22 protein-coding genes and 2 tRNA genes are annotated in these 20,182 nt (G+C 41.0%); 10 read left to right on the forward strand and 14 right to left on the reverse strand.

The genetic code is table 11. From position 1 onward, the window contains the following. Nucleotides 1–29 precede the first annotated feature (29 nt). The 12 genes from GP480_RS02745 to GP480_RS02800 all read right to left on the reverse strand — a co-directional run bounded on the left by GP480_RS02745 (nt 30) and on the right by GP480_RS02800 (nt 9,312). Entirely contained in the window at nt 30–440 is a 411-nt protein-coding gene (locus GP480_RS02745; RefSeq protein ID WP_160095663.1) for a ribosomal protein L7/L12, read from the reverse strand. Between the two features lie 42 nt (nt 441–482). Beyond that, a complete protein-coding gene (rplJ, locus tag GP480_RS02750; RefSeq protein WP_160095665.1) occupies nt 483–1,007 on the reverse strand; it encodes a 50S ribosomal protein L10 in 525 nt (174 codons plus the stop codon). An 11-nt stretch (nt 1,008–1,018) separates the two neighbouring features. Continuing rightward, nucleotides 1,019–1,648, reverse strand: a complete 630-nt coding sequence (locus tag GP480_RS02755; RefSeq protein ID WP_160095667.1) for a ribosomal L1 domain-containing protein — start codon at nt 1,646–1,648, stop codon at nt 1,019–1,021. Nucleotide 1,649: 1 nt separating this feature from the next. After that, nucleotides 1,650–2,072, reverse strand: a complete 423-nt coding sequence (locus GP480_RS02760; RefSeq protein ID WP_160095669.1) for a 50S ribosomal protein L11 — start codon at nt 2,070–2,072, stop codon at nt 1,650–1,652. A 28-nt stretch (nt 2,073–2,100) separates the two neighbouring features. Next, nucleotides 2,101–2,622 (reverse strand): transcription termination/antitermination protein NusG, encoded by a 522-nt coding sequence (gene nusG, locus GP480_RS02765; RefSeq protein WP_160095671.1) that lies wholly within the window; start codon nt 2,620–2,622, stop codon nt 2,101–2,103. A gap of 13 nt (nt 2,623–2,635) precedes the next feature. Next, nucleotides 2,636–2,803 (reverse strand): preprotein translocase subunit SecE, encoded by a 168-nt coding sequence (secE, locus tag GP480_RS02770; protein ID WP_160095673.1) that lies wholly within the window; start codon nt 2,801–2,803, stop codon nt 2,636–2,638. A 20-nt stretch (nt 2,804–2,823) separates the two neighbouring features. Then, nucleotides 2,824–2,896: transfer RNA gene (locus tag GP480_RS02775), tRNA-Trp, on the reverse strand. 5 nt (nt 2,897–2,901) lie between these two features. Continuing rightward, nucleotides 2,902–4,194, reverse strand: a complete 1,293-nt coding sequence (gene tuf, locus GP480_RS02780) for an elongation factor Tu (protein WP_067979822.1) — start codon at nt 4,192–4,194, stop codon at nt 2,902–2,904. Between the two features lie 29 nt (nt 4,195–4,223). Further along, entirely contained in the window at nt 4,224–6,302 is a 2,079-nt protein-coding gene (gene fusA / locus GP480_RS02785; protein ID WP_160095675.1) for an elongation factor G, read from the reverse strand. 8 nt (nt 6,303–6,310) lie between these two features. Further along, nucleotides 6,311–6,838 carry a 30S ribosomal protein S7 gene (gene rpsG / locus GP480_RS02790; protein WP_160095677.1) on the reverse strand — a complete coding sequence of 176 codons (528 nt, stop codon included), beginning with the start codon at nt 6,836–6,838 and terminating at the stop codon, nt 6,311–6,313. Between the two features lie 11 nt (nt 6,839–6,849). Beyond that, complete coding sequence (rpsL, locus tag GP480_RS02795) at nt 6,850–7,218, reverse strand: 30S ribosomal protein S12 (protein WP_067979827.1); 369 nt, start codon at nt 7,216–7,218, stop codon at nt 6,850–6,852. Nucleotides 7,219–7,284: 66 nt separating this feature from the next. After that, entirely contained in the window at nt 7,285–9,312 is a 2,028-nt protein-coding gene (locus tag GP480_RS02800; protein ID WP_160095679.1) for an ATP-dependent DNA helicase RecG, read from the reverse strand. A 169-nt stretch (nt 9,313–9,481) separates the two neighbouring features. On the opposite strand from GP480_RS02800, the gene GP480_RS02805 reads away from it, so the two are divergent. From GP480_RS02805 to GP480_RS02825, 5 genes are all read left to right on the forward strand, one after another. Then, nucleotides 9,482–10,894, forward strand: coding sequence for a complex I subunit 4 family protein (locus GP480_RS02805; protein WP_160095681.1), 1,413 nt, complete (start codon nt 9,482–9,484; stop codon nt 10,892–10,894). Then, entirely contained in the window at nt 10,891–12,267 is a 1,377-nt protein-coding gene (locus GP480_RS02810) for an NADH-quinone oxidoreductase subunit N (protein WP_160095683.1), read from the forward strand. Before GP480_RS02805 ends, GP480_RS02810 begins: the two co-directional genes overlap by 4 nt. Nucleotides 12,268–12,488: 221 nt before the next feature. After that, entirely contained in the window at nt 12,489–13,169 is a 681-nt protein-coding gene (locus tag GP480_RS02815) for a biotin--[acetyl-CoA-carboxylase] ligase (RefSeq protein ID WP_160095685.1), read from the forward strand. 176 nt (nt 13,170–13,345) lie between these two features. Beyond that, complete coding sequence (locus tag GP480_RS02820; protein WP_160095687.1) at nt 13,346–14,116, forward strand: polyprenyl synthetase family protein; 771 nt, start codon at nt 13,346–13,348, stop codon at nt 14,114–14,116. Between the two features lie 259 nt (nt 14,117–14,375). Further along, nucleotides 14,376–14,448 (forward strand) — tRNA-Thr (locus tag GP480_RS02825). 147 nt (nt 14,449–14,595) lie between these two features. On the opposite strand, the gene GP480_RS02830 is transcribed toward GP480_RS02825, so the two are convergent. After that, nucleotides 14,596–15,432, reverse strand: a complete 837-nt coding sequence (locus GP480_RS02830) for a type I glutamate--ammonia ligase (RefSeq protein ID WP_237111308.1) — start codon at nt 15,430–15,432, stop codon at nt 14,596–14,598. A 148-nt stretch (nt 15,433–15,580) separates the two neighbouring features. On the opposite strand from GP480_RS02830, the gene GP480_RS02835 reads away from it, so the two are divergent. The 3 genes from GP480_RS02835 to GP480_RS02845 are packed head-to-tail and all read left to right on the forward strand — an operon-like array spanning nt 15,581 to nt 17,964. Continuing rightward, nucleotides 15,581–16,333, forward strand: coding sequence for an MlaE family ABC transporter permease (locus tag GP480_RS02835; RefSeq protein WP_160095689.1), 753 nt, complete (start codon nt 15,581–15,583; stop codon nt 16,331–16,333). Then, a complete protein-coding gene (locus tag GP480_RS02840; protein ID WP_160095691.1) occupies nt 16,323–17,051 on the forward strand; it encodes an ABC transporter ATP-binding protein in 729 nt (242 codons plus the stop codon). Before GP480_RS02835 ends, GP480_RS02840 begins: the two co-directional genes overlap by 11 nt. Continuing rightward, nucleotides 17,044–17,964, forward strand: a complete 921-nt coding sequence (locus tag GP480_RS02845) for an ABC transporter ATP-binding protein (RefSeq protein WP_160095693.1) — start codon at nt 17,044–17,046, stop codon at nt 17,962–17,964. Before GP480_RS02840 ends, GP480_RS02845 begins: the two co-directional genes overlap by 8 nt. 159 nt (nt 17,965–18,123) lie before the next feature. Here the strand turns inward: GP480_RS02845 and tsaE are convergent, their stop codons facing one another. Beyond that, complete coding sequence (gene tsaE / locus GP480_RS02850) at nt 18,124–18,540, reverse strand: tRNA (adenosine(37)-N6)-threonylcarbamoyltransferase complex ATPase subunit type 1 TsaE (RefSeq protein WP_160095695.1); 417 nt, start codon at nt 18,538–18,540, stop codon at nt 18,124–18,126. A 160-nt stretch (nt 18,541–18,700) separates the two neighbouring features. Here tsaE and GP480_RS02855 point away from each other — a divergent pair, with 160 nt between their 5' ends. Together GP480_RS02855 and GP480_RS02860 are read left to right on the forward strand one after the other, a co-directional pair. Continuing rightward, nucleotides 18,701–19,288 carry a ribonuclease HII gene (locus GP480_RS02855; protein ID WP_160095697.1) on the forward strand — a complete coding sequence of 196 codons (588 nt, stop codon included), beginning with the start codon at nt 18,701–18,703 and terminating at the stop codon, nt 19,286–19,288. 187 nt (nt 19,289–19,475) lie between these two features. Beyond that, complete coding sequence (locus GP480_RS02860) at nt 19,476–19,943, forward strand: hypothetical protein (RefSeq protein ID WP_160095699.1); 468 nt, start codon at nt 19,476–19,478, stop codon at nt 19,941–19,943. Nucleotides 19,944–20,182 lie beyond the last annotated feature (239 nt).

Below are 20,182 nucleotides of genomic sequence, written 5' to 3' on the forward strand. Positions count from 1 at the left end.
GAAACAAGAAAACGATCTACCTAGAAGACTTATTCTCCTTTTAATTCAGGTTCACATTCAGCTTCCTTCAGGATCTTTGCATATGCATCAGCTTTTTCTTTTGTGAGACCGGAAAGAATATCTACAGGAACCGCCTCAACCTTGTCTTTAAGCTCCTTTAAACCCAGATCTTGACCTAACTCTTGCTTGAAGATCGTCTTCAACGCTTTGATGGCGCTTGTCTTCTTCTCACCATAACCCTTTAAAATTAATGTAAACTTGGTTGCTTCGCTCTTTTTTTCAACAGGCTCAGACGGCGCAGGTGCAGCAGCTGCAGCAGGAGCCATAGCAACATCGGGTAAATTCAAAACCCTTTTCAACTCAGCAGCGAGCTCAGCTGCTTCAACAAGGCTCAAAGACAAAATCTTTTGAGCAATTTCAGAACACTCAACTTTAGACACAAAAACCTCCAAAAAAAACAGGTAAAGACAACGACTTTTTAACTAGCAATTAACATTAGCACCTTTCACATAAGAATCAAAATAACCCGCTAAAAGCCTTGCGGGGCTATCCAAAGAGTTCACCAAGGCAACAGGAATAGAATTGATGGTATTAATAAGCGATAAGTATATATGCATTTCATCAGGCAGCTTGGAAAATTCATCGATCAACCGAAGATCAAAAAGCGCTTTCTCATATTTTCCACCGAGAATTTCTAACCTATCTCTCCCGTATTCACCCGAAAACCTCAACACACAACGTAGAAACTCGGGAACATTTCGATTGCAATGCAGAAAAGCGACACTTGTAGAAAAATACTCAGATAAAAAAGATAAACAAGAATTTTCAACAGCAATCTTAGCGAGTGAATTTTTCACAAAACTAAAATTACCTTCAAAATCCCACAACTTTTCACGAACACTAAAGACTTCCTGGGCACTAAGCGAGGAAACCTTAACGACAAGCACAACCCTCTGCTTAAGTATCATCTCAAGCTTCGCCAAAAAAGCTGTTTTTCTCTCATTCATAATAAATTCCACTACAAAGCCAGAAAATCTACAAAGCACCCATCTCCCATGGTGCTACTCACACTAATGCTGCGCACATAACCTTGCAAGCCAACGTTCTTCGGTCGAGTTGCAAAAACAGATTCACAAAAAACCTGCAGATTCTCCCTAAGCTTATCTAAGCCCATACCTAAATTCCCAATTTTAGAGTGCATAACACCCGCCTTGTTAGTTTTAAAGAGCGCCTTGCCTCCTAATATGGCAGCAACCGCAGCAGCAACATCATGTGTTACCAAACCATACTTGCTATCAGGCATCAGACCCCGAGGACCCAGAATGCGAGCTATCTTGCTTAATTTCGCCATCATCGAAGGAGTAGCAAGGGAATATTTATATCCTTTAACAAAATTTTTCTTGGCTTTAATCGTTTCTATAAGATCTTCACCACCATACGTTACATTCTCGTCAAGGAGCTCAGCCATCTGCGGTTCACCACAAAAAACAAGAATGCGCCCAAAATAAAAAGGGTGCCTAAAAACACAACCTACTTTGACAGAATCCTTCGAAGAAAAATGAACCGCAACGTCAACTGATTCGTTAAACTTGCATGCTTTTCCAACTAACTTTTTCAGAGCATCATCTGCACTTATCATCTCTCTCATTTCAATCTCCAGTCACTTTTATGCCCATTGATGCCACTTTTCCCGCAACCATCCGAACAGCAGCGTCAAAATCCCTAGTATTCATATAACCAATCAACTCTTTCGCAATTTCAGATATCTTACTTTGTCCAACCGAGGCTATAAAACTTTTTCCGGGAGCAGCAGAACCCTTACTAAACTGCAAAAAAGATTTTATGACATCTGTAGAATTTTTACCCTTTACAACAACATCAAAGGTTTTATCCTGATACACAAGAACCCTCACCCTTACATTACCTGCAAGCGAGGCAGTTAATTCATTGCACGCCTGACAGAACTTCATAAGGTTGACCCCCTTTGGTCCAAGCGACGAAGCTATGGCAGGGGTCGGAGAAGCCTTACCAGCTGGAACACGCAACTTTAACCTAGCAACAACTTTTTTCATACAGTAATACTAAACACCAAGGACAACATTATTCAACCAATTTCAGCTGATCCAAACTGAATGACACTACCACATCCTGGCCACAAAACACTATCTTCACTTTAGCCTTCGACGTCCTTTCATCAATCTCATCAACTTCACCTACACATGCCTCAAAGTATTCACAGAGAATAGCAACACGCGAACCAACCGATATCTTTCCAGATTCTTGTACAACCTCAGGAGAAAGCATAAAATTTCTCATTTCGTCGATATCTTTATCCGACAAGTACTTAGGTGAACCGGCCTGACTAAGGAATCTACAAGGAATGCCATACAAACTGCGCATCACAGAGACCTCATTTAAAAAAGTTGAACCTGGAGCAACTTTGACAAAAACATAACCAGGAAGAAACCTTTTGGAAGCAGAGGTATCAAACTTCACAAGAGCGGGCGAGAAGAGATCAACGACCTTATCACTACAACGACTTTTGATAAGATCGCATACCTTCGACTCACTGCCCGATCTTACGCGCAGAACACACCAAGTATGATTGGAATTACTACTCATACAAGCCAAAAGTTTAGTAAAAAAACCGGACCATCAAAAAGATAACATAATCCGTAAACGCAAAAAGCAGAGCAAAAACCGAAGTGATGGAAAGGGCAAAAAGGGAAAAAGACACAACTTCCCTTCTGGACGGCCAAGCTATACTCCTAAACTCTGCGAAAACGCTGCGAAAAAAATTCATCTAAAACACATATACAAGAACAGGAGCGATAGGACTCGAACCTACAACCATCGGTTTTGGAGACCGAAACTCTACCAATTGAGCTACGCTCCTAAGATTCAATTCTTCACGCCCTTCACAATCCTGAACATCTCCGCTATTTCGGCATCACTCTTAGAATCCATAATTTCTAACACTTGACCAGCACCTACCGTCACTCCTCCTTCTCTGATTGCAAATCTGGATCCTTTCTCCATTGCGATCGGATTCAAGAGCTCTACAAAAATCTCCAAGTCATCACCCGGCATGACGATTTCGGCACCATTCACAGGCAAGTACGCCGTACCAGTAACATCTGTAGTACGGAAATAAAACTGTGGCTTGTATCCAGAAACGAATCCAGTTCTTCTACCACCTTCCTCTTTTGTGAGGGTTACAATCCGCGCTCTCAACTTTCTATGAGGAGTAATCGAGCCCGGCTTACAGAGAACCTGTCCCCTACACACATCCTCTCTTTTCGAACCACGGAGAAGGATACCAACATTAAATCCAGCCTCACCTTGTTCAACAAGCTTGTTAAACATTTCGACACCAGTACAAGTAGTTTTTTGCGTGTCTCTTATACCAACAATTTCAACTTCATCACCAACTTTGATACGACCGCGCTCAATTTTTCCAGTAACAACAGTCCCACGTCCAGAAATGGAAAAAACATCCTCAATAGACATTAGGAAATCACCATCAACCGCCCTTTCAGGAAGTGCAATATATTTATCGCACGCAGCAAGCAACTTGCGAATAGAACCCTTACCAAGTTCACTTTCTTCACCATTAAGTGCCAACAACGCAGAACCCCTTATGATTGCCGGATTGCTTCCATCATCATTATCCTCCGGCAAATCAAACCCATGCGATATCAAAAGATCCTTGAGGTCACTCTCAACAAGCTCCAGAAGTTCCTCATCAAGCTCAGAAGAATCACACTTGTTGATGTAAACAACGATACTAGCAACACCAACCTGCTTTGCCAAAAGGATATGCTCCTTTGTCTGTTGCATGGCACCGTCTGTACCCGCAACCACGAGTATAGCACCATCCATTTGCGCAGCACCCGTAATCATATTTTTGATATAATCCGCATGCCCCGGACAGTCTACGTGTGCATAGTGACGCTCCGGAGTCTTATACTCAACATGCGCAGTGGAAATGGTAATACCACGCTGCCTTTCCTCTGGAGCTTTATCGATATTATCATATGCCCTAAAATCAGCCTCGTAGCCACCACCTTCCTCTGAACAAAATTTGGTAATCGCAGCAGTCAAGGTCGTCTTTCCATGATCGACGTGTCCTATCGTACCTATGTTTAAATGCGGTCTATCATTCACGAAGACCTGCTTCTGTTTAACAGCCATTTCTATTTCTCCTTATTATCTCACAACATCTAATTAGCAACACGCTTGTCAACCAGCTCAGCAGCTATATGATCGGGCATTTTTGCATATTCTTTGAACTCCATCGAGTAGCTAGCGCGCCCCTGGGTAGACGAACGCAAATCATTGACATAACCGAACATTCTAGACAACGGCACGACACCAGAGATAACGCGTGCATTACCTTTAGCCTCCATTTCGGCTATTTTTCCTCTTCTGCTATTCAGGTCACCAATAACCGTACCAGTATACTCTTCAGGTGTAACGATTTCAACACTCATAAGGGGCTCCATAATCTTGAGTCCTAGCTTTTTAGCTGCTTCCTTAAACGCATCTCTCGCTGCAATCTCAAACGCAAGCACACTAGAATCTACATCGTGAAAGGCTCCATCTAGCAATGTCACTTTAAATCCAATGATCGGATAATTAGCCAACAGTCCCTTGTTCTTAACGGAAATCAAGCCTTTTTCAACACCAGGAATATATTCTTTAGGTATAGCACCTCCCGTAATCTTGCTCTCAAAGAGAAATTCTCCCTCAGTATACGGTTCGAACAACATTTTCACACGAGCAAACTGACCCGCACCACCGGTTTGCTTCTTATGAGTATAATCTATCTCATAGGACCGCGTGATGGTTTCTCTATAAGCAACCTGAGGATCACCAACATTGACATTAACGTTAAACTCGCGCTTCAGCCTGTCTAAAATGATCTCTAAATGCAGTTCCCCCATACCTCTAAGTAAGGTCTGCCCCGTTTCCTCGTTACTTGCAACTTTTAAAGAAGGATCCTCTGCACATAATCTAGCTACAGCCAGTGCCATCTTCTCCTGCTCAGCCGTGGATTTGGGCTCAATCGCAATCTCAATCACTGGATCAGGCGCAGAGATCCTCTCTAAGGTTATCACCCTCCCAGAGGCACAAAGTGTATCACCAGTACTTGTATTTTTAAGCCCCGCTAACGCAACAATATTACCAGCTGTCTCACTTTTCACATCTTCTCGTGAGTTAGCATGCATTAGGAGCATTCTCCCTATTCTTTCTTTATTACCCCCATGAGAATTAATCACCACGTCTCCGCTATTCAGAGTGCCCGAATAAATCCTTACAAATGTCAACGAACCAACATAGGGATCGTTCATCACCTTGAATGCGAGTCCCACAAAAGGAGCCTTCGGATCCGGCTTTACGTTGATCTTCTCACCTTTTTCATTTTCACCAACAATATCCTTCGTATCAACCGGAGAGGGAAGATAATCCACAACCGCGTCAAGCAATGGCTGCACACCCTTATTCTTAAACGCAGAGCCACAGAGGACAGGTACAAAGTGATAGCCAATTGTTCCAGCTCGGATTGCCGCCTTTATCTCCTCCTCAGAAATCCTCTCTCCGCCGAAATACCTATCCATGAATTTATCATCTGTCTCGGCAATCTTTTCCATTAATTTTTCTCGATACAATGTAGCCTGCTCGACCAAATCTGCCGGGATCTCTCTATACTCAAACTTCGCACCAAAATCATCACCTTGCCAGTAGATAGCCTGCATTTTTACAAGATCTACAACACCAACGAATGATTCGGACACACCGATAGGTAGCTGTACTACCACAGGATTTGCGTTGAGCTTACTAACGATCATTTCGGCACAACGATAGAAATCCGCCCCCATTCTATCCATTTTGTTAACAAAACACAGACGCGGGACATTGTGCTTATCAGCCTGCCTCCAAACCGTTTCAGACTGAGGTTCCACACCTGCTACACCATCAAAAACTGCAACAGCACCATCCAAAACCCTGAGCGAACGCTCAACTTCGATTGTGAAATCAACGTGACCAGGCGTATCAATGATATTAATTTTCGCACCCTTCCACCAACATGTGGTCGCAGCAGAGGTGATAGTAATACCACGCTCCTTCTCCTGCTCCATCCAGTCCATCGTTGCAGCACCTTCATGGACTTCTCCAACGGTCCTATTCACACCAGTGTAAAGGAGTATCCTTTCTGTCGTGGTGGTCTTACCAGCATCAATGTGGGCCATGATGCCTATATTTCTTATTTTTTCTAACTCAATAGACGAAACCGACACAAAAACACCTACCTATTACCAGTAACATTGTTACTAGGATTGCTTCTTCTAGCACCCCCAGTATTGAAAAACCTAAAATGCGAGAACGCGCGCCCAGACTCGGCAACCTTAAGATTCTCTTCAAACTTCCTAAACGCACCACCGTGACTAGAATGAGCATCCAAGAGCTCTAGCGCTAGCCTATCCCTAGAACACATACCTTTACGCTTGCGCGCCTCAGATAGCAACCACCCGAACGCAATAAACCGGGATCTATCCTCCTTTATTGGGACCGGGATTCTATAATTCACACCCCCAGCCCTAAAGGAACGCAACTCGACAGCTGGAGAAATATTCGTTAGCACACCTGTCAGTACATCCATTGCTGGAACACCAAGCTGTTTCTCAGCCTTCTCCATAGCACCATAGACTATTTTCTCCGCCAGCGCACGTTTACCCTTTTTCATCACATGATTTATAAGCTTCGCAACGATCTTGCTGTTATACTTCCTATCCGCAGAGACCTCACGCTTTTTGGCTACATTTCGCCTAGACATCTAAACTCCTGTCAACTTTTCTTAGCACCATACTTAGATCTTCCTTTTTTTCTTCCTTTGACACCCTCGGTATCAAACACCCCTCTGACTATGTGATAACGCACACCAGGCAAGTCCTTCACGCGTCCACCACGTATACAAACAACAGAGTGTTCCTGAAGATTGTGTCCTTCACCAGGAATATACGCAATCACCTCAGCTCCACCAGATAATCTCACCCTGGCAACTTTCCTCAGCGCAGAGTTCGGCTTCTTAGGTGTTGTCGTATAAACCTTAGAGCATATTCCTCTTTTCAAGGGATTCCTATTAAGTGCTGGAACCCTATTTATCCTGGCAGGAGCCTTCCTGGGCTTCCTCACCAACTGATTGATTGTAGGCATCAAATATAATTTAGACCGAAAACAAACCTTTTCCGAAAACAAGACACAGCGCGGACTAGAGCCGAGCTACAGGTAATAATTATTATCTGAAAAAAATACTTTTATCAACACCTCATATTGAGCTATCCTGCCCATATGTATAGCATCCTGTGCTTCCCTTGATGCACTCTCGAAAAATGAGTGTTCAAAAGGTCTATCTAAAAACTTAAACTTGTAAAATCCGGATTGCTTGACCCCGAAAATATCACCAACACCACGCAGTTTAAAATCTTCTTCCGCTATGAAGAAACCATCGCTAGATTCTCTAAGTATCTTTAGCCTTTTCTTTCCGTTTTCAGTGATTTTGTGGGAATCATACAGAAGAATGCAAAAAGACTTTTTGTTTCCGCGACCAACTCTGCCTCTAAGTTGATGGAGCTGAGCTAGTCCAAAATGGTCTGCATCTTCAATAACTATTACGTCTACGTCCGGAATGTCTACACCAACCTCAACAACGGTCGTAGCAAGTAGTATTCTCGTTTTACCGTTGCGAAAGAGAGTGAGTTTTTCCTCCATTTTCTGGGCTGACAACACGCCATGAACACAATCTACTTCATCGGCAAAGTGTTTCTTGAGCAGTCGAAACCTTTCCGTTACAGAAACGACACTTGAATTTTCGCTCTCCTCAATCACAGGACAAATCCAGAATACTTTGGACCCTTTTCCGAGAACCACTTTAATCCTATCAATGAGCTTTGTAATTTTGCTTTTTGCTACTGTAGAGGTAGTTACAACTGGTCTAGACCTGGGTTTTTCCTTAAGGTTCAGCAAGGTGATCGAACCAAACAACACTTGCCCTATTGTACGAGGAATCGGGGTAGCACTTACGAGCACTAGGTCAACCCCGGGATTCTCTCTGACCAACTTCGTCCTTTGATTTGCTCCAAATCTGTGTTGTTCATCTATGACCAAGAGCCCCAGATCAAAGAAAGGCACCTCACCAGCTAAAATCGCATGCGTGGCAACAATGACTTTTGCATCCCCAGATCTAATATCTTGTAAAAGTTGCTCCTTAGAGCAAGCAATCTGTCCACCGATTAGAAGCACAGGTTTTACTTCCGGGACCAATTTTTGCAGAACCTCAAAATGTTGCTTAGCCAATACAACAGTTGGTGAGAGTAAAACGACTTGCTTACCCATCTCCACTGCATTAAGCATGGCGAAAAGCACAACAAGTGTCTTTCCACTTCCAACATCACCTTGTAGCAGCGCTATCATTCTTAGGGTTTGCCCCTGTAACGCATAGATTTTTTCTATCACCTCTTCTTGACCCGCTGTTAAACTGAATGGCAATCGTGAACGCAAAAGAGCAGTCATGCTGCCATCACCTTTTATGCGCTCCTTCTTCTGATTCAAGACTCGAGTATAGAGACTGTTGTTCACCAAATGCATTGCAAGAATTTCATCATAAGCAAGCCTTTTGCATGCCTGTTCGAACTCCACATCCGATGATGGATGGTGCAACTGCTTGATTGCTTTCTCCCATGATATTAGGCTGTTCCTTCTTAGGGACGTTTTCTCCAGCCACTCTTGAGGGGGTTCATATGACTTGAGCAATCTATCAACCAAAGACGAGAACTGGTAGTTAGTAATACCATCTGACAGACGGTATTTTGGCTCAAATGCGTATAGATTAGCCAGCTCACTACGTTTTAATATCTTGTCAGGATGAAACATCTGAGCATTTGCTCCTATTCGCCCATTTACAAGGTACCATTCTCCTATTTTGAGCTTCCTCTGTAAGTGAGTTTTTGCAAAAAAAATCACTTCTAAGGAATCTCCATTTTTGTCTTTGAAGAAAAACTTGTGGAATCGCCTTACTCGTCTAAATTTGTGAAAGTGCTCTTTTGATCCCTCATACTTTGCCTCAATTGTTACAAACTCTCCATCTATTGAATTTGCAACCTCCTTAAAATTACGCCTATTAATAAATCCCCTTGGCTTGGACAGTAATAAATCGACAACTCTACTCCCAGAAACGAGGTTACGTACCACCTCAAGCATTTTCTCCTCAAGTAGCAAAATCTTATCTATTGGATCAAACAACTCGGCCATGTGGTTCGCCACCTACAAATAGATTGAGACATTATATCGCACTCAACATCAAATCTACGAAACACTTTTCCCGAAAAATGAGTGTCTGCTCACGCCCCAGAATTAATGGCTAAAGACCAAACAAGACTTAGCTTTAGATGACAGAATTTATTTACTTGCGCTGTCAAGGATGATACAACTTGTGCTCGCTCGTTGTTCAGAAGGGGTTATCCATAGCAAAATAATGACACCACTGTTCTTGCTGCTTCCCTTGTTTGCATCGTTGATTGTGTTGTTTGCATCAAACAGTAGATACTATCTTTCCATTCTGTTTTCTGCCTCCACATTTTTGATTTCTCTTGTTTTAGCTGCACGTGCTGGTTCCGAGTTTGTGGTCTTTCAAGTGGGAGCGATCATACTCAAAATGGATGAACTTTCCTGCATAATGCTGCTTTTGACGTCCCTGCTTACGATGCTCTGCATGGTCATGGCAAAGGACAGATCTTCTGGCTATCTTAGCATGCTATTCTTGCTTGAATTCGTGCTCGCGGTGTTTTTTTTGGCAACGGATCTACTTACCTTCTACATAATGTTTGAGCTTTCGCTCGTCCCAATTTTTTTCATTATTGGTCTCTGGGGGGGCAAGAAGAGAGTACATGCAGCATTTAAGATCTTTTTATACACATTGTTTGGATCGGTTGGATTTTTAATATCGATTTTATACCTATTTACAGAACTCGGTACGCTTGAAATTAGCTCCTTAATCTATTTGGTAGAAGAGACAATCCCGGTTGCAGCACAAAAACTTATTTGGATTGCGTTATTCTTTGCATTTGCCGTCAAGATACCAATGTTTCCGTTTCATACATGGCTCCCAGACGCACATGTTCAAGCACCAACAGAAGGTTCAGTAATACTTGCAGGCGTGCTGATAAAACTAGGGGCATATGGAATGCTCAAAGTTTTGTTGCCAATTCTTCCATCGCTCAGCAGAGAGTTCTCTACTTTAGCACTTTCGCTCAGTGCAATTGCAGTAATTTACACCTCGTTGGTCGCACTCGCACAGACAGACATGAAGAAACTAATCGCATACTCATCGATTGCACATATGGGAATCGTAACTGCCGGTCTTTTTGCCTTCAATATTGAAGGATACAAAGGGGCTATATTTCAAATGGTAAGTCATGGTTTGGTTTCCTCAGGATTATTTTTCTGTATAGGCTCCATTTACAACCGCAGTGCAACAAGACAAATTGCTGACCACTCTGGCATAATGAATTTCGCTCCCAAGTTAGGGTTTGCATTTGTGCTCTTTTCACTTGCGGCGATTGGCCTTCCTGGTACCGCAGGCTTTGTGGGTGAGTTCCTTGCACTTGCGGGATTGTTTCAGAGCACAGAGGTGTTTGCAATACTCTGCACTACTGGTGTAGTTCTAGGAGCATGTTATATGCTCTACCTTTGCAGACGCATTATCTGGGGCTCCCCGACGGGCAACATCTTTCAAGATATTCAACTACATGAGGCCATACCAATCTTTACTTTAACCATCTTGGTTATGATTTTGGGACTTTACCCGAACTTGCTTCTTAATTTTTTGAGATGAATCAGTATCTGTTTTTACTACCTGAAATCACACTTTTTACTCTTTCCTGTTTGCTGCTTTTCTTAAAAGGCAAGAATGAGCTTGGACTGGTTTCTGTGTTGATCACTTTTGCAGTGACGTTTTTCAGTTATACTCGCACATCAGTTGAAATCTTAAATGGGATGCTACACATCTCTCCTTTCACACAAACTGTTAAGCTTGTAATACTTGCTTTTGCCTGTATCTTTTTTGTACAGGCTGTCGCAGTAAAGCAATCATACTCAAAAAATTTTTCAGTCTTAGTGCTACTTTCGCTCCTTGGAATGCTACTTTCTGTTTCGTCAAGCACTTTACCGTCCCTATACCTAGCTGTAGAACTTCATAGCATAGGACAATACATACTGGCTTGTATAAAGCATAAATCGATTAAAAGCACAGAAGCAGGTGTGAAGTATACACTTCTGGGAACATTCATGTCGGCAGTAATGATATACGGAATATCATTAATATTTACGGTTTCCGGTGATCTTTCGATAAAAAGCCTTTTTGTAGCAGACAATAAAATCCACTCTATAGGAATTCTGTTATTCATTTCAGGACTAATGTTTAAGATTGCTGCCGCACCCTTTCATGCATGGATAGGTGATATCTACGAAGGATCTCCTACGATTTCTACAACATTTTTTGCTGTGCTGCCGAAACTTTCCCTCATTGTAGTATTAGTCTCGCTCATCTCTAACGTGGAACCTATTGCGTACGATGAATCTGCCTACCCTATTGAGCTGATGAAAAACTCTCAATATCTTAGGAACATACTCTTTATCTGTGGTATTTTGTCCATTGCTTTTGGTACGTTTTCTGCCTTTGGACAAAAAAATATTAAGAGATTTATAGGATTTGCATCCATTACACACGTCGGTTACATGCTGCTTGGAATAAGCAACTCAGCAAGTCTATCGTTTGGAAATCCAGGAATTGCATATGCACTAGTGTATTCTTTCACAAATCTTGGCATTCTGTCTGTCGTATTGATGCTCAAAGATAAACATATCAGTTCTCTGAAAAAGCTCAGGTGCTCGAATAACCTTGTTGCCCTTGCATTTGTACTCTTGCTTTTCTCTTCCGCTGGAGTGCCACCGTTTATAGGGTTCTGGAGCAAGGCATATATAGTGAAGACTCTCGTTGAAACAAACCATATTCCCACTGCCCTTTTTTCAATGCTTGCTGGCATCATCTCAGCTTTTTACTACGCAAGAATAGCCAAGGAAACCTATTTTATAAACACAACAGAACAGAATACTGAGGCAAGCTTGAGACATAATAAGCTTCTCAGTTCGGTAGTAATTTTGTGTGCCCTGTTCTCAACATTCGGGTTTATACTTCTGGTTTACTGATCCCTGCATTATTTGATTTCTAATGTTATTTTCTAGTGCATGGATAGGTCTTCGCCGTGCTCACACATTCTCTCTCAGGACTACGATCATATCGCGTGGATATTTAAGTGCGCATGTTTCATTGGGACCAGCTCCTCGTTGCAGCAGTACCGATTCGATATTAAGCTACTCTACAAAATGCTCTGTAGATATGTTCTGTTTCGCTTGTTTGCATACCTATAATGTTCTCGCGTCCTCTTAGCTTAATACGCCTTAAATCTCCAGAAAACACGAATGACGCTGTAAAAGATTTCATCTCGAAGGGCAATTGTACACTCCTAATTGGAGAAAAACCGCTTTTTGGAAAAACAAGAAATGGAAAAAGTGATTGGAAAATCATGGAAGGCAATCTTTTCATGAGTATTGGGCTGTTCAACGAAGATGTAAAAACAGGAGAAATTGTTTTTAAAGTAGTTGTTGCAGTAGGTGAATTGCTCTCAAATTGGGTAGAGAATCTTCAGTACAAGTGGCCTAATGATATCCTGGTTGGGGGGAAAAAAATTTGTGGAATATTACTGGAATACAACTCCGGCAAATTAGTCATAGGGATAGGAATAAACGTACTACATTCACCGTATGAATGGACCACCTGTTTGGACAAGTACCACCTGATTTCTCTCAATGAACTTCCACTCCAGATCCTAGCCTCACTTAGAAAGCACGAAAGCAAACCAATTGAACAAATCGTTGCAATATGGAGAAGCAAAGCATTCTTGTTAGGAAAGGAAATCGACTTTAATGCAAATGGAAAATTAGAAAGAGGCGTTTTCATTGACGTCGCACTAGATGGCGCTCTTGTACTAGAAGATCTGCATACTAAAGAGCAAAAAAAATTTTATTCGGGGTCTATATGTACTACGTAATTACCGCATACCTTGTATACATTGGATTATTAGGCTGGTGCAGCTGGAGAATCATACAGCGATACATTGATTCTCAACGAAAGTTACGTGATCTTGGTCATCGAAGGTAAGACGACGTTGCAGGATCATTCTACTTTTCACATTTTTTATTCGTAATAACCATCAAAAGACCTAATATGACTGTTCAAAAAAAGTTGCAAAAAGCATCAAGACTGATTCATGAAACTCTAAAAGAGAGTCTAGCTCTCTTTCCAAGTGAAGATGAACTTTTTCAAGCAATTAGATATTCCCTTCTTGCAGAAAGCTCACATATTCGTGGCTTTCTAGTGCTAGAACTTGGCACACTATTTAATATCCCATATGTGGATACCATAGAAGTTGCCGCTGCAATTGAAATGATTCACTCCTTTTCACTCATACATGACGATCTCCCAGCCTTAGATAACTCAAACGAAAGAAGGAATCAGCCTGCATGTCATATCGCTTTCCGAGAGAGCACCGCCATACTCGCTGGAGATGCTTTGTTGGTTTTGGCTTATCAGATGCTCAGTCGTTACGGTGCACCGCTTGTGCAAAGGACTTCCAAATACATATTAGAAATGATTGCAGGACAGGTTCATGACGTGGGAAGTGGTTCTACACTCACAGCAGATGAAATCAATAAAATGAAATCTGGCTCACTTTTTGCATTGAGTTGTTCTAGTGTTGGTCACATTGCAAACGGTGCACAAAGCGAGCTTACTGTATTAGAAGCATTTGGGTACGAAATAGGCGTCATTTTTCAAGCTGTGGATGATATAAAAGATGGAGACGCAAAAAATGACCCTCAAAATACTATCACTATTTCCCTCAAAAAGGTTAAGGAAATTGTTAGCACAACATTTCTGCTTGAAAAAAAGACACTTATAGACGAATTAGTCACTTTAATCATCAATGGATCGCTCTAGGAGTCCACAGAACAAAACATCTGAACCGGTAGAATCGGTTTATGGGCTAAATGAGTGACCAAAACATTGTTGAACCAATTAAAAATTGCAAATACTGAACAAACGCTCAATAGAAAGTACGTAAACTTCAAAATATATTTTTGAAGATGAATTAGGCATTTTCATCACACACCTCAATTTCTCTTATCAAAATTAGTCATTACAGCTTAAGAGGTTAGTATTGTCTGTACAGCAGGATTGTAGTAAGATTCCAAGTGCTGCCCGCGTGGCTCAATTGGTAGAGCAACTGACTTGTAATCAGTAGGTTGGGGGTTCGAGTCCCTCCGCTGGCACGCGTTTCTCTGTGTTTATGAAACTAGTCTCGACACTGAACACTGCTAGCTGCATCCCGCTCATTGTGGCTTCGCTTGCCGGTTTTGTTTCAGGAAAAACGCACCTTACAACTCAAGTTTGCTTATAGTCAATTCTGAGGAATCTAGCTAGTGACAGCATAAACACTTTTCGACACCAACCTTGCCTGAATGATTCTGAATTCCAAAACTATTCACACACATTGCGCCCGCAAAACAAGCGTGCTCACCACTGTAAAGTATAGCTTCAGAGTATGAAAGTGGCAGCCTATCATGGAATGCATCTGCATACTGACTTTCGCCAAAATTTGGCGCTCGCGGAACGACTTCATTGCAAATTCCATACTCAATCGCACGCATTACTTGTCCTAATACTTTTGAAGGCACTGCATCTGCCCCTGCTACTCTGTGCTCTATCGTATCATATGTAACTCGTACAGCATTGGTTTTGTTCTCTTCAAAACCCCAATTTATAAACCTGGGCGTGAATTTATCGTAATATTGGAAACGCTTATAAGATTCTATACTGGGAGCAAAACAAAGCATCGAAGAACGCATTAAATGACAAAATCCACCGACGATAAAACTTCTTAGTTTAGGCTCAAGTCTGGTTATATTCTTTTGGGACTCTTTATCGTGCAAACTGACATGAACATGCAAAGCACTTCCGGGTTGGTCCATGCGTGGTTTGGCTGAAAAGTCTGCTATTTCACGCACAAGAACCTTAAAATTATTTACTTCACTTAGAAGAAGAGAGATGTTGTTGGTCGGGAGTGTTGAGATTTCATACTGCCCATTCCCTTTTTCTTCGGCAATACGTTCGATCAAACAAAAGTGGTGAGAAATCAACTCCTTAAAGAACTCGATCTTTTCGTTACTATAGAATTCTAACTCGATTCCCAATGTTATCCCAAAGTTGAATCGGTCGTTTAGAGTTTCTAGAGTCATATCAGTTACGTTTTCCAATCATTATCACCTATATCTTTCGAATCTGAAAGTTGAGCAAGAACACTGTGAACTTGATTAGCTTATCTTGAGTTGGTATAAGAGCAGGACGATCCCCTCCACTTTTCCGATTAGGAAAGAGCATTCGTATTTAAATGTGCGTTGCACGATGTATAGTTATATTAAGAATACAATTAGAATCGTCGGTGATTTTACACTTTTCAACCTAAGCGTCCTCCTAAGTAGTAGGAAGGTGTATTGTGTGGAAATAGTAAAACAGCTGTTTCTGATAGGATATTACTCGGTGCCAATCGTTGCATTTTCTGCTGTGTTTATGGGAGCCATGCTTGCACTCCATACCTATTCTGGTCTTGACCTTTTTCAATCACAAACGATGGTTGCGCAAGTACTAGCAAAATCGATTACTCGTGAAATAGGACCTGTTGTTGTTGGCATAATTGTTGCGGGGCGAGTTGCTTCAACAATAGCAGCAGAGATTGGTACAATGCGAGTCACAGAACAAGTGGACCTCTTAAAATCACTCTCGATCAATGTACACGCTTACCTTGTATTTCCCAAAATCATCGCAGCATTGATTTCTTTCCCTGTGTTGTCGATAATCTCCGCACTGTTTGGAATGCTGGGTGGTTACCTTATAGGAACGTATAAATTTGCGTTTAGCGAAATGCTTTATATATCGGACACACTTACCTTTGTTACGTACAAGGATCTTATGTCTGGAATGACAAAATCGTTCTTTTTTGGCTTTATCACAGCAAGTGTAAGCTGCTTTAATGCTTTGAGAGCTACACATGGCGCAAAAGGCGTCGGAATAGCAGTAACAAACTCAGTAGTAGCATCCTTTGTACTGATACTGCTGTCAAACTATCTGATTACATTAGCTATATTTCATGGAAAGTAAGATCAGTGTTCGTGACCTTTCGGTATATTTTTATAATAGAAGCATCCTAGATAACATAAACCTCGATCTCTCTCCTGGGGAGAATTTATCCGTTATCGGTAAGTCTGGTGAGGGCAAGTCTGTTTTACTCAAATCAATTATCGGACTTATACCCAGAAATAGAGGTATAGTCCTTTTTAATGGTAAGGAAATCAAAGAGAACGTGGAAGAAATTGTGAGAAAACACAATATAGCGATCTCTTTTCAGAACGACTGCCTTTTTGACGACATGACAATCTTGGAAAACTTGTGTTTCCCGCTGACCAAAAGCAACGGAGTAAGCAAACAAGCAGCAATTGCATTATCAAAGGAAATCCTTTGCAAAACCGAGCTACCGCTTAGGATTTTGGCATCATATCCATCCGCACTATCTGGAGGAATGAAAAAGAGGATAGCCGTTGCAAGAACGATTATAACACGGCCAGAAATCATCTTCTTTGATGAGCCCACAAGTGGACTCGATCCAGTAACTGCTCACAAGATAACAGAGATGATCAGGGAATATACTATGCAGGAAGATGTATCTAGTATAATTGTGACACATGACCTTAAGTGCAGCAGAAAAGTTTCAGACAGAGTTGCAATGCTGCACTTGGGAAAGATCATATGGCAAGGACAAACAGACTCATTAGACACCAGCGACAATCCATACGTAAAAGAGTTTCTATCATATGCTTAGAGTAGATGGAAAAAATATCGGTTTTGCTAGGGAGGGAATACGGATTCTCTCAGATGTAAACTTCTCAGTGAAAAGTGGCCAGATTTTGTGGATTAAAGGTGATAATGGCACTGGGAAAACAACATTGTTGCGTATTATTGCAGGAGTGCTCAAAACCTTTTCTGGAAGCATATCATTCTATTCACAGGGAGACGCTAGAAACAATGAACCAGAAGCGATTTGGAAAGAGGAAGCAAAACAACAGGATAAGACACTCACTACAGAGACAATTAAAAAAGAGAAAAACTTGTGTGGACACCATCTTACAATAGAAGACAGGTCAGTTAGACAAGCAGGATATGAACACTGTCTTCATAAAACTGCCAACAATCAAAACCTAGATGACGCATACAACAAGTTAGAAACTGCAAGTGTTGTAGGTAGCACTTTGTGCAACAAACACAAACATGAGGAAAAAAAAGAAACCAAGAAGCTTATGATCAACACAAGTATTGGAGAAGATTTTACTCAAAAAATTCAACCTCATAGTGAAATCACTTATATTGGAGAAAAACTAGCCTGTGATGAGGAGCATACTGTACTAGAGAATCTATATTTTTGGGCGAAGCTGAGGAATTGCACCCATTTACTCCAAGCTACATTAGAATTTTTCGACCTGGCAAAAATATCGAACATAGAAATAAGAAAACTCTCTAGTGGCTGGAAAAAAAAAGTGAGTCTATCGAAACTTCTGCTATTCAACTCAAAGATTTGGATACTTGATGAACCCTTTATTCACTTGGACAAGAGGAGTATAAAACTATTCACAGAACTCTTTGATTTAAGATTAGCGCGGAACGGAATTATCTTTCTCGTACACCATGATGAACTGGATATTGATGATGACAAAATAACGAGATTAGAGCTAGGTTGATGCTCTAGTAAGCCGGACTCAGAACATATCACCTCATATCCTGTATTTCAATTTTTAAAATTTAAAAATCGAAATAGCAACATTTTGCAGTCATCACAAGTGCGATGGCCAATAGCATCACCAGAACCGGGCTTGTAGTACCAAAACGGGGCACTTTTGTCAATTCAGATGGAGTATTCTCTTATCATCTCCTATCACAGCGATTGTAATATGAAGAACTTCAGATGCATTGATAAAAGAATTTTTCATCACTTCAGGCCATTCTATTAGACAAAAATAATTTTTAAGGATCTCTTGCAATCCAAGTTCATATAATTCTTCTGTACTCTTCACCCGGTAGAGATCAAGGTGAGCTATATCATAACCATCAGATCGATATATGTTTACGATACTGTAGGTCGGACTTCGCACAACTAAATCCATCTTTACGAAAAGACATCTGATTATTTCAGCAGAAAGATGCGTCTTACCAGCACCAAGCTCTCCACGTAATAAAATAGTTCGCTTGCCGTTTAATATGGAGACGATCATCCTGGCAACTTGATTTATCTCATCAAGAGCATATTTTATTTCCATTTTCCCGGTGTAAGCCAACCAAAATGATACTATAACACTGAAGGTTATCTAGCTTACCATTTTAAAAGCACACTTTGGAAAGTAAAATCATAAAGTTCCTATACTTTGAACACTCACAAATTTGTCATTGAAAAAACAATTCAATACCAAAATTTAGCACATGGTATACAGAAAATCGGAAAATACACTCATTGCTGGGATAGACGAGGTGGGAAGAGGTTGCTTAGCTGGACCGGTCGTAGCATGTGCAGTTATTTTAAAGGAGAATCTCGCTATCCCAGGAGACTCAAAAGCCCTTTCAAGTGCTGCAAGGCTATCATGGTATGACAAAATTATGAGTAACTCATACAGCGCTGTAGGAATGAGCACTGTGAAAGAAATAGAAACAATGAACATCCTAAATGCAACCTTGCTAGCCATGGAAAGAGCGCTAGAAAGACTTCCTGTAATGCCCACAACGGTACTCATAGATGGTAGAGATATTATTCATAATGCCGAAAAATATAAAGAAGTAAAAAGTATAATTTCGGGCGATAAAATTTATGAGGAAATAAAGGCCGCTTCGATTGTTGCAAAGGTTACTCGGGATAGATTGATGGAAGAATTAGACCATGCATATCCGTATTACCGCTGGAGGTTTAACAAAGGTTATGGAACAAAAGCACACCTTGAGGCGCTAGCAAAATATGGAGTTACAGATCACCACAGAAGGAAGTTTGCTCCAATAAGGAAGCTCCTTCTCAGATAAAATGAAAGCAAAAAGAAAAAGAGTGATGCTGCATGACCTTACCTAAAAACACATACCAATCGCAAAAATTGAGTGGTTACACTGTTTACGGTAGAGTTGATGTTAATCGTAGTATCTGAGATGGATTGGACACTCTATAGAACTCAATAAACGGTAATATTTCGTAAGGTAATACGGCTTGTAAGATATGAGAAAATTTCTTGTTTTTGTAAAAAAAATCCTTGTACATTTCTACGATTCTGTTGCACCATCGAAAATATCTTCTGTGAAAATTGAGGGGAAGAAGAGTTCTTTTTCCAAAGTTCTACAGTTAATAAAGTATGAAAGAGAGAAAATACCTCTCCCAAAGGTTACTTTACCTGAACTGCATAATGAGAAAGACAAAAAGCTAAGTGGAGCCGATGAGGAAAGTGCATTCCAGCATTACTACTTGTATCAGTTTATAAATACGGAAAAACAACAAGAATTTGAGAGAAGACGCAAGAAAACCGGAAAGCAGCTAGCACACGTGATAAGTTTTATGCACTTCTTGTCAATGACTTATCCAACATCAAAAGCTAGATGTGGTCCGGCAATGAACGTCCGTCTGTATAATCCGACCATTCAGTCAGTCACCTTTAATTTAGACAAGTCAGAAAATCAGCTTGGCAGGTAGGGTCGCGCTAACTAACTCGTTTGCAACGATGCTCCAAATAGAAATCTGTCCTTCAATTACGACTCAAGGAGCAGAAATACAATATTCGCATAACGATCGCTGACAATTTCTTCACATTAACCTTTAACACAAATGGCAACAAAAAAAGGTTGTATACACATGAACACCACTAATATCAAAACTAAGGATTCACAGACTAGTATGTGTTATAATGCACGTTTTCTCGTGACTAGCTCAAA

This window comes from Neorickettsia findlayensis, from assembly GCF_009856525.1.
GTDB lineage: Bacteria > Pseudomonadota > Alphaproteobacteria > Rickettsiales > Anaplasmataceae > Neorickettsia > Neorickettsia findlayensis.